The organism is Candidatus Eisenbacteria bacterium (genome assembly GCA_030017955.1).
GTDB lineage: Bacteria > Eisenbacteria > RBG-16-71-46 > JASEGR01 > JASEGR01 > JASEGR01.
Map to the genome: position 1 here is coordinate 1 of JASEGR010000022.1, position 10,326 is coordinate 10,326.

Consider the following 10,326-nt stretch of genomic DNA (forward strand, 5'->3'; position numbering starts at 1 on the left):
CCCTGGCAGTGTGCCTTATGAAACGCCCTGCATTTCGTAAAGTTATTTCTGGGACCGCACACTAGGAGCTTGCTTTTCCGCTCAGACTCTCCTTCGACACAAGTGATTCGACTTTCCCGACTGCGATCTTGAGACTTGCCCTGGAGCCTTCTTCCAGGCGCTTGAGCTCGTCAATCATTTTCTCCACATCCCCTCCTGTAACATCGGCAATGTTTATCAATACATTTAGTCTGCCGCCTTTGAATGCGGTGATGGCGAGCTCACACGCAACCCCGATGTCACTGGCCAGGTTTGGATTGCCGGTGTAGGCTACTCTCTCGGCAATAGAGAGGACCTTTCCAGAGAGTCTTGCTGTCTCAAGCGGAACTCTCGCGGCATTCAGAGTCGCCTCACGAATTCTCGCATCTGCCTCGGTTCCCGGCGTTGCTTTTGCCCTCTTTCTTTCATCAACGAGATCCTCGTAAGCTTTGGAATCTTCATCAACCAGGTCAATGAATCGGGATTTGAGCTTTTCAAGCTCATCCCTCAAACCCCTTAACTCCTCCCAATTGGCCTCGTATTTCTTCTTTCCGATTGTGAGGTTAGCGGCCATGATGAGAAGGGCGCATGAAAGAGATCCGCTCAGCGCCGACACCGCCCCGCCTCCGGGCGTGGGCGTGCCGGATGACACGTTGTCCACAAAGTCTCTTACCGCGCCAGGCACGTCTTCCATAAGCTCGGCAACCCTCTCATCAACTATCTGCTTTCTCGAGAAGCTCTCCAGTGAGAGGTGATGCTGGACAACGTCAAGGAGCGGGTCCAAATGAACAAGTCCGACGATTTCAGTGCCGACGACCGGCACACCGTATCTCTCAGCCTCCGAACGGACAATAGCCATGACTCTCTGAATCGGAGTCCCCCACGTATTCACGAGGTTCATCGAAACCTGGACTATGCCTCTTTCCTTCAGTTCAAAACCGAGCGCTTTCACGTATTTGAGGCCTCCGTCTCTGAACCTCACTGCCTTTGCAATCTTCTGCGCGACGGAGATATCCGGCGTTCCGAGATTCACGTTGAATGCCAGAAGCGGCCTCCTCACTCCAACGGCGAGTGCTCCCGCGGTCGGATGAATGCTATCCGGGCCGAAGTCGGGCTTCCTCAAAGGATTCTTGCCCAACTCAAGACTCAAGCCTTCGAACTCTCCGCTTCTTACATCCGCCAGATTCTCCCTTTCAGGCCTCGTGGCAGCCAATTCATAAAGAAAGACCGGAACACCAAGCTCCTCCCCGATTCTTCCGCCAACTTCTTTTGCCAGCGAGACACACTCGTCAATGGAGACGCCCTTTATCGGGACAAAGGGAAGCACGTCGGTTGCGCCCATTCTCGGATGTTCGCCTTTGTGGGTTCTGAGATCTATGAGCTCTGTCGCCGTCTTGACTGCCCTGAATGCCGCTTCTCTCACTTCCTCGGGTTGACCGACAAATGTCATCACCGCGCGGTTGTGGTCGCCGTTCATCTCCTTATCAAGGAGTTTAACCCCGCGCACGGCCAGAATCTCGCGGGCGATCGAGTCTATGACTTCCTTTCTCTTTCCCTCACTGAAGTTCGGAATGCACTCAACGAGCCTTCTCATGTGCCCCCTCTCCTTTTTCCAATCTTCCATACGAAGCAACAACCTTACCGTCTTTTATCGTATGAATTACATGATTGCCGCCAAAGTGATAAGGGATGTACTCAAACGAAGGAACGTCAAGAATGATGCAGTCAAACTTCTTCCCTGGCTCGAGTGTTCCTACTTCCCGCCCCAGTCCTGCGGCATGGCCGGCGTTCCTGGTCGCCCCAACGATTGCCTCCTCCGGTGTGAGACCGACCCCGACACATGCAAGGGAGATAACCATCTGCATGGATTCGCACATCGAACTGCCGGGATTCAAGTCAGTCGCAAGAGCCACCGGAAGACCGATATCAGCCATCTCTCTGCCGTTTGCATACTTCCCCTTGCCGAGACTGAAAGAGCATGCCGGCAGAAGAACCGGAATTACACCCGCGCTCAGAAGTTTCTCCATCCCAGCTCTTCCTGTGCACATAAGATGGTCTGCCGACACTGCACTTACTTCTGCAGCGAGAAGAGCACCGCCCGAGTCCGAAAACTCGTCCGCATGAAGCTTCGGCTTGAGATTGTGCCGTATCCCTTCCAGAAGCACAGTCCTTGACTCATCTACGGAGAAAACGCCTTCTTCGCAGAAGACGTCGCAGAATTGCGCCAGTCCTCTCTTTGCCACTTCAGGGATGAGATCTTGCGTGATAAGCTCGACATACGACCCCGTTCTTCCTTCAAAGTCCTGCGGCACATCGTGTGCTCCAAGGAAAGTCGCTACGACGGTGATGATTGAGAGCTCACCGACCTCCCGTATCAGCCTCAGAGCCCTTAGCTCGTCATCAAAGGAGAGTCCGTATCCACTCTTTATCTCAACCGATGTCGTTCCATGGATGAGCATCCTCTCAAGTCTCTTCAATGTTGATGTCCTGATTTCATTATCGGAAGCATTTTTGAATTGCCTTACACTTTCCCTTATTCCGTATCCCTTCTCTCTGATTTCCATGTAGCTCGCGCCGCGCAATCTCATCGAAAACTCTTTTTCCCGCGATCCGGCAAAAAGCGCATGCGTGTGGCAATCGACGAACCCAGGCATCACCAGCTTCCCTTTCGCGTCGATCCACTTCCCTTTCTTCGAGAGCAGGATCTCGTTGTCGAGCAGGCTGCTTTCTCCGACTGCAACTATATTGCCGTTTTTCCCGGCAACGGTGCCGGTCCGTATTAACCCAAGCTCACCGGAACCGTTCTTCGCTGATAGCGTGAGAAGCTCCTTTGCCTCCGAGATCACGGTGTCGGCTTCGATGCGTTTTCGGTTCCCGGCCAATCTTCCTCCTGATAAGTCAGCGATCGCTCGGTGCCCTTGACATATGGCAGCCTTGTCATCTCTCCGGCCGCCGCGCTCCAAAATTTCCTGCGGCGGTCGCGATGGTCAAAAGTGCGGAAGCTTGACATTTTTCTCTCTGGCGCAGTTCACGGCCTCCTCATAACCGGCGTCGGCGTGCCGTGCGACTCCGAGTCCCGGATCGTTTGTGAGGACCCGGGCAAGCCGTGCATCGGTTGATTCTGCGCCGTCGGCAACGATGACCATGCCTGCATGAATCGAGTTTCCTATCCCGACTCCCCCTCCGTGATGAACAGAAACCCAGGACGCCCCGGAAACCGCGTTAAGGAGAGCATTCAGTATGGGCCAGTCGGCAATTGCATCGCTCCCATCCTTCATGCCCTCGGTCTCCCTGTTTGGGGAGGCAACTGAACCCGAGTCGAGATGATCTCTTCCTATGACGATCGGCGCTGTGATCTCGCCTTTTTTCATCATCCTGTTCAGTCTCAATCCAAACTGAGCTCTCTCCCCAAGCCCAAGCCAGCAGATTCTGGCGGGGAGTCCTTGAAATTTCACTCTCTCCCTTGCGAGCCTTATCCACCTCGAGAGCGCCTCATTCCTCGGAAACTCCTCAAGAAGCGCATCGTCTGTCTTCCACAGGTCCTCCGGATCTCCGGACAGGGCGGCCCACCGGAAAGGCCCCTTGCCGCTGCAGAAAAGCGGTCTTATGTACTGCGGGACGAATCCGGGAACGCTGAAGGCGTCCGTGACTCCTGCTTCCATCGCCTGCCCCCTGAGATTATTCCCATAATCAAAGGCAACTGTGCCGCTTTTTTTGAAGTCGAGGATCGCTCGCATATGAACTGCCATTGACTCCATCGCACGCTTTACATACTCAGCGGGCTTCGCAACTCTGAGAGAAAGAGCCTCTTCCAGAGTCATGCCGCCGGGAACGTACCCAAACAGTGCATCATGTGCAGAGGTCTGGTCCGTAACAACATCCGGGCGGAATCCTCTCCTCAGCAATTCAGGATGGACTTCCGACGCGTTCCCCAGGAGCGCCACAGACAGTGGAATCTTCTTCGTCCTTGCCTCCTCAACAAGACTCAAGGCCTCATCCATCTTCTCCGTCATTCTCTCGCAGTATCCTGTCCTGAGCCTTCTCCTTATCTTCTCAGGGTCAACCTCAACGGCAAGACATATTCCCTCGTTCATCGTTATCGCGAGCGGCTGAGCGCCCCCCATTCCACCGAGGCCCGCCGTAAGAACGATCTTTCCAGCAAGACTGCCGCCAAAGTGCTGCCTCGAAAGCTCTGCAAGGGTCTCATACGTCCCCTGAAGAATTCCCTGAGTCCCTATGTAGATCCAGCTTCCAGCCGTCATCTGGCCGTACATTGTCAGACCACGGGCTTCAAGCTCCCAGAAGTTCTCCTTCGTTGCCCATGCCGGGACAATCATTGCGTTTGAGATGAGAACTCTTGGGGCCTCGCCGTGAGTCTTGAATACGCCGACGGCTTTCCCGGATTGGACAACCAAGGTTTCGTCTCCCTCCAGCCTTCTCAACGAGTCAACGATTTTCTCAAAGCACTCCCAATTCCGTGCCGCCTTTCCGGTTCCGCCGTATACGATTAACTCAGACGGTTTCTCGGCAACATCAGGATCAAGGTTATTCATCAACATTCTCAACGCGGCCTCCTGATGCCATCCCTTGCATGAAAGGATGGTGCCCCTTGGAGCCCGTACGGTCTTCCCGATCGCCTTATCCATCTCCAGCACCCTTTCCTTCTGGTCTCACGAAAACCAGTCCCTCACATTGTCAAAGAGATCCTCTTTTCTTCTGAACACTCTGAGCTCTGATGGGACCGATGATACAAAAGCTCTTCCGTATGCTTTCGTAGTTATCCTCGGATCAAGCACGATGCAAGCCCCCCTGTCTCCCTTCCTTCTGATCAGTCTTCCAAATCCCTGTCTGAACCTTGTGACTGCCTCCGGCAGTGAGAGACTCAGGAAAGGATCGAATCCCGAAGAAATCAGCCTCTCGCATCTTGCCTCCACAAGAGGATCCTTGGGGACCGGGAATGGGAGTCTCGCTATTACGAGCAGCTCAAGTTCCTCTCCTGGAAAATCCACGCCTTCCCACAAGCTCGATGTCCCGAGGAGGACCCTTGGCCCGCTGTCCCGAAAGAGCATGCCAATCTCGGACGCGGTCCCGTCGATTCCCTGGCCCACAACCTGAATTCCCTCGCGGTCCAAGGAATGCTTTAGAAGAGAATAGCATCTTCTCAGCGAATCGTGGGACGTAAAAAGAACAAGCGCATTCCTCTGCAAATCTGAAAGAAGATTTCCCAGGCTTCTTATGGCAGCCTCGATTCCGTCGTTCTCACCCGGCACAGGAAAATCACTGGCCGTGCCAAAGAAAACATTTTTTTCGTAATCAAACGGTGACCCGAGAAGCACGGTCTTCCCTGTCTCTCCTCCGCCAAGTCCAACTTTCGCCGTGAAGTAGTCAAAACTTCCTTCCACGGTCATGGTCGCGGATGTGAGAAGACTCCTCGGAGCCGTCCCGGAGAAGAGCATGCGGGTTTTCTCAGAGACACTCAATGGAGAGGCCCTGAGTGCAAGTGTTCCTCCCCTCTGACACTCTGCCCAGTACACGTACTCAGGCCTGGACGGATCTGACAGAAACAGAAAGTTCTCAAATATAGTGCTCCATTGGAATTGGAGCGCTCTGAGTTCAAGAAGAGGGGCTCGGGCGGCAAAATGTTCGTCCATTCCCTCAATGAGTTTTTCACACTCCTGAAAACTTGCTGAAACTGGAGCAAACATGTTTGCCATTCCCACTACCGTGTCTTTTCCTCCCGGAGAGAAAAGCGATTCGTCATATCTCACCCTTCTCTCCAGCTCGAAATTTGGAATGAAGGTTGTCTCAATCTGTTCAAGTTCCACATCCAGGGCTTCGGAAAAGGAAAAAAGCGAACTTGAAATATTCTCCAGGGCCCCTCCCTTCCCCTTTCTGCCTCTGCCGAAGCGCAGGCGTTTCTTGATCCTCCTGATCATTCCGCCGCTTCTTCCTTTTCCCATGCTCCTTATGACAAGGTTTCTCAGCTCGTCCCTGCCGAGAGAGACCGAAAGCTCCTCAGTGACGACTTTCTCAATGTTGTGCGCCTCATCAATTATCAGGAAATCTCTTTCGGGCAGATAGCCCCCTCCAAGGGCAAAATCCCTCACGAGAAGCGAATGGTTAACGACGAGCACGGTTGCCTGAAAAGCTCTTCTTCTGGCCTTCATCAGTATGCAATTTTCTCTCAAATCGCATTCCTCTTCATTGCAGTTAAGGCCTTCGGCACAGACCATTGACCACAAAGCCGAGTTCCCTGCTCCGGGGTAGGAAAGGTCGGGTGCCTCATTCACGGCGACGTTCCCAAGCCACTCCTCAACGCAGGCGACAGCTTCACTGTCCCTTGCATCCAGAGAAAGAGAACCTTCCCTGACCTCCTCCCATCTCCTCAGACAGAGGTAATTTGCCTTTCCCTTCAGAGAGAAATACGACACGCTTGTACTGAGAGCTTTTCTGGCGAGAGGAATGTCGGAGATTATCAGCTGGTTCTGGAGGTTCCTCGTGTGGGTCGAAACCGTCACACGCTTGCCGTTTCTGGCTGCCCAGGATATCGATGGGATCAGATAGGCAATGGATTTTCCAACTCCGGTCCCGGCTTCGACAACGAGAATGCCTTCTTCGGCAAGAAGGTTTGCCACCTCAGTGGCATACTCGATCTGTTCAGGACGGATTTCATAAGAAGGAAAGCTTTCCGAGATTGGGCCGTTCTTGGAGAATAATTGCCTGACTTCATCCTCGAAGGTTGGGTGATTCCCGCCTTTGACCCTTCCGCCGCAAGATTTCATGAGGGACACATTCGTACAGATTCTGCAGTCTGGCAAAAGAAAAGTTCAGGCCTGAATATCATTTCTTGGGTGCGTGGGCCTTGCCGTAAGATTTCAGCTCTCCCTTTTTCCCAAGGACAGGTTCCACTTGCTTCATGGCGCAGAACTGCCCGCACATCGTGCAGAGTTCAGGATTCTTGGGCGGCCTTGAGCCGCGCAGTCTTCGGGCCTTTTCCGGGTCAATCGAAAGAGTAAACTCTTTTTCCCAGTCAAGATTCTTCCTGGCCTTCGACATCTCCATGTCCCACTCGATCGCCGCAGGATTCCTCCTGGCGACGTCTGCGGCATGGGCTGCTATTCTTGACGCTATTACTCCATCCCTGACGTCGTCCGCATCCGGGAGCTTCAGGTGTTCTGCAGGGGTTACATAACAGAGGAAGTCTGCCCCGTGATATGCGGCCAGTGCGCCGCCGATAGCGCTGACAATATGGTCATAGCCGGGACACACATCAGTGACAAGAGGCCCGAGCACATAGAAAGGCGCCTCATCACAAAGTTCCTTTTCCAGGCGGACGTTGGCTTCTATCTCATCAAGCGGAACATGGCCAGGCCCCTCGACCATTGTCTGAACACCCTTCGACCTTGCCCTTCTTACCAGTTCCGCGATGACGAGCAGCTCGCCTACCTGCGCAGTATCTGTTGCGTCTGCTATCGCCCCGGGCCTCAGACCATCGCCGAGGCTCAGTGTCAGCTCATACTCCCTGGCAATCTGGAGTAATTCGTCGTATCTCTCGTAGAGCGGATTTTCCTTCTTGTTGAAGAACATCCATTCCAGGAGAAAAGCGCCGCCCCTGCTCACAACGTCAGCCACCCTCCTGGCCGAACGCGTTTTCTCCATGGTCTGAAGATTCACTCCGCAGTGAACCGTTACAAAATCCACTCCCTCTTTTGCCTGTCTCTCGATAGTGTCTAGAATCTCATCTCCGGACATCTTCACTATCGAGCTTCCATTCTTCACTTTCTCGACGGCAACTTCGTAAATGGGAACGGTGCCCAGCGGGACAGGACATTTCTTCAGAAGCTCCCTTCTTATGTATCCAAGGTCCCCGCCAGTGCTCAGATCCATTATCGTGTCTGCCTTTGCGCTGAGTGCGGCACGGAGTTTCTCCTGTTCTTCCTCAAGAGAAGAGGCGTCGGACGAGGTCCCGATATTCGCATTGACTTTCACCTTGAGGCCGCCGCCGATTCCGACCGGTTTCATTCCATCCCGCATCCTGTTCTTGAGAATCACAACCTTCCCGGATGCAACCTTCTTGACAAGCGTGGAGGCGTCCTGGCCTTCCTCATCCGAGACCCTCAGCACTTCGTCTGTAAGAATCCCCTCTCTTGCCTTTTCTATTTGAGTCATGATCTTCCACAACCCCTTTCTCAACGACCTCCTGCGGATAAAGATATTATCAACACGCTCATCTCAGGTCAATGAGAGGAGAGTTTCTTGAATTCCTCCTCGCTCATGATCTTTATCCCAAGCTCTGCGGCCTTTGAGTATTTCGAACCGGGGGATTCTCCGGCAACGACGAAGTCTGTCTTCTTGCCTACGGAGGACGAGACCCTGCCGCCCAGGGAGACGATTTTTTCCGCTGCCTCTTCTCTGGTGAAGGATTTAAGCGTGCCCGTAAGCACGAACGTCTTTCCGGAAAGAGGAGTCTTCCTTCTTTCTGTCTTCTCTTCCATCCTGACGCCGGCTTTCCTGAGCTTCTCAATCACTCTTTTTGTCCTGGGATCTCCGAAGAATCGAACGATGCTGCCGGCAATCTCAAGTCCGACACCGGGCACTTTCATGAGATCCGAAGTCTCGGCTTTGGAAATGGCATCAATCGAATCGAACTCTCCGGCAATGTCCCTCGCCGCGCTCCACCCGACATGCCTGATTCCAAGAGCAAAGACGAGTCTTGCAAGAGACGCATTCGTGCTGTCCTCAATGGCTTTGAGGAGATTGTCCGCAGATTTCTCTCCCTTTTTCTCCAGCTCCTTCAGCTTATCCTTTTTCAGGTAGTAAATGTCTCCGTAGTCCTTAAGAAGTTCTTCGGAAATAAGAAGAAAAACGGTCGATTCACCAAGTCCTTCGATGTCCATGGCCTGCCTGCTTGCGAAGTGCTCTATCCGTCTTTGGAGCTGCCCCGGGCACGCCACGTTCTCACACCTCACCGCAACTTCCTCTTCAGACCTTACGACTTCTGAACCGCACGAAGGACAACTCTGGGGCATGCTGAAGGGCTCTTCCTTACCGGTTCTCCTGTTCTTCAGGGCACGGACCACTTTGGGAATGACTTCTCCCCCTTTTTCAATCACCACCCAATCCCCTTTCCTGATGTCCTTCCTCTTTATCTCATCCTCGTTGTGCAGCGTCGCTCTCGTAATAGTCGTTCCGAGAAGCTCGACCGGCTCGAGCACGGCGACCGGCGTGATGGCACCGGTTCTTCCCACCTGGACGATTATGTCGGTGAGCCTCGTAGTCGCTTCCTTCGTAGTGAACTTGTATGCAATCCCCCAGCGCGGGCTTTTCGCAGTCTCACCGAGCTCTTTCTGCAGGGCAAGCGAGTTAACCTTTATCACCATCCCGTCTATCTCGTAGTCAAGACGGGTTCTCGCCTCCTCCCACTTTCTCGAGTACTCGACTACCTCATCAATCCCGTTTGCCAGCTTGACGTTGGGATTCACCCTCAATCCGAGACCTTTCATGAAGGCGAGCGCATCGATCTGCGTATCGATCCCAAGCTCAAGCGCGTTCACAAGAAGATAGACATAGAGCCGGAGCGGTCTCTCCCCGACAAGCCTTGGATCAAGAAGCTTGAGTGATCCTGCGGCCGCATTTCTAGGGTTTGCGAAGAGCTTCTCCCCCTCTTCTTCCCTCTTCCTGTTGAGCTCCACAAACTCTTTCTTCGGGAAATATATTTCGCCGCGCACCTCGACAAGCTCGGGAGCTTCCCTGCCGTCTCCTATCCTCAGAGGGACCGAGCGGACAGTCCGCAGATTCCCGGTGACATCATCCCCCGAGAAACCGTCCCCTCTGGTCGTACCGAGTTTCAGGACACCTTGCTCATACCTGAGGTTTACGGCAACCCCATCAATTTTGAGCTCAACTACATACTCGATGTCCCCCCGGCCGGCGAGTTTTCTAGTTCTTTCATCAAACTCTCTGAGCTCATGCTCCGAATAAGTGTTTGCGAGGCTGAGCATCGGAAGAGTGTGTTTTATGGTCACAAATCCCTGGATAGGTTCGCCTCCTACGCGCTGAGTGGGCGAATCCTGCGTCACAAGCTGAGGGAATGATTTTTCAAGATCTATGAGCTCCCGCATGAGCTTATCGTACTCATAGTCTGAGATCTCCGGGTCGTCATCCACATAGTACTTCTTGTCGTGACGTCTTATCACAGTCCGGAGTTCGTTGATTCTCTTCTTCGCTTCTTCAGATGTCATAAGAACATACTCCGCCTCCGCCATTTCGGAGAAGTGGTTGGTGACCGCACGACCTCAACCCAGCAAT

At 53.4% G+C, this 10,326-nt stretch carries 6 protein-coding genes; all 6 read right to left on the minus strand.

The features are described 5' to 3' along the window. Nucleotides 1-61: 61 nt before the first annotated feature. Nucleotides 62-1,612 (minus strand): glutamate formimidoyltransferase, encoded by a 1,551-nt coding sequence (gene ftcD, locus QME66_05095; GenBank protein MDI6808341.1) that lies wholly within the window; start codon nt 1,610-1,612, stop codon nt 62-64. After that, nucleotides 1,596-2,900 carry an imidazolonepropionase gene (gene hutI, locus QME66_05100; protein ID MDI6808342.1) on the minus strand — a complete coding sequence of 435 codons (1,305 nt, stop codon included), beginning with the start codon at nt 2,898-2,900 and terminating at the stop codon, nt 1,596-1,598. Before hutI ends, ftcD begins: the two co-directional genes overlap by 17 nt. A gap of 105 nt (nt 2,901-3,005) precedes the next feature. Further along, on the minus strand, nt 3,006-4,664 hold the full coding sequence (gene hutU / locus QME66_05105; protein MDI6808343.1) for a urocanate hydratase: 1,659 nt from the start codon (nt 4,662-4,664) through the stop codon (nt 3,006-3,008). Nucleotides 4,665-4,688: 24 nt separating this feature from the next. Then, a complete protein-coding gene (locus QME66_05110) occupies nt 4,689-6,800 on the minus strand; it encodes a helicase C-terminal domain-containing protein (protein MDI6808344.1) in 2,112 nt (703 codons plus the stop codon). Between the two features lie 58 nt (nt 6,801-6,858). Then, complete coding sequence (thiC, locus tag QME66_05115) at nt 6,859-8,187, minus strand: phosphomethylpyrimidine synthase ThiC (GenBank protein ID MDI6808345.1); 1,329 nt, start codon at nt 8,185-8,187, stop codon at nt 6,859-6,861. Nucleotides 8,188-8,255: 68 nt separating this feature from the next. Continuing rightward, a complete protein-coding gene (ligA, locus tag QME66_05120; protein ID MDI6808346.1) occupies nt 8,256-10,259 on the minus strand; it encodes an NAD-dependent DNA ligase LigA in 2,004 nt (667 codons plus the stop codon). Between the last annotated feature and the right edge of the window lie 67 nt (nt 10,260-10,326).

Coding starts and splice junctions, on each gene's coding strand:
- ligA (MDI6808346.1), bottom strand. CDS start 10,259: ATGACATCTGAAGAAGCGAAGAAGAGAATCAACGAACTCCGGACTGTG.
- thiC (MDI6808345.1), bottom strand. CDS start 8,187: ATGACTCAAATAGAAAAGGCAAGAGAGGGGATTCTTACAGACGAAGTG.
- hutU (MDI6808343.1), bottom strand. CDS start 4,664: ATGGATAAGGCGATCGGGAAGACCGTACGGGCTCCAAGGGGCACCATC.
- QME66_05110 (MDI6808344.1), bottom strand. CDS start 6,800: ATGAAATCTTGCGGCGGAAGGGTCAAAGGCGGGAATCACCCAACCTTC.
- ftcD (MDI6808341.1), bottom strand. CDS start 1,612: ATGAGAAGGCTCGTTGAGTGCATTCCGAACTTCAGTGAGGGAAAGAGA.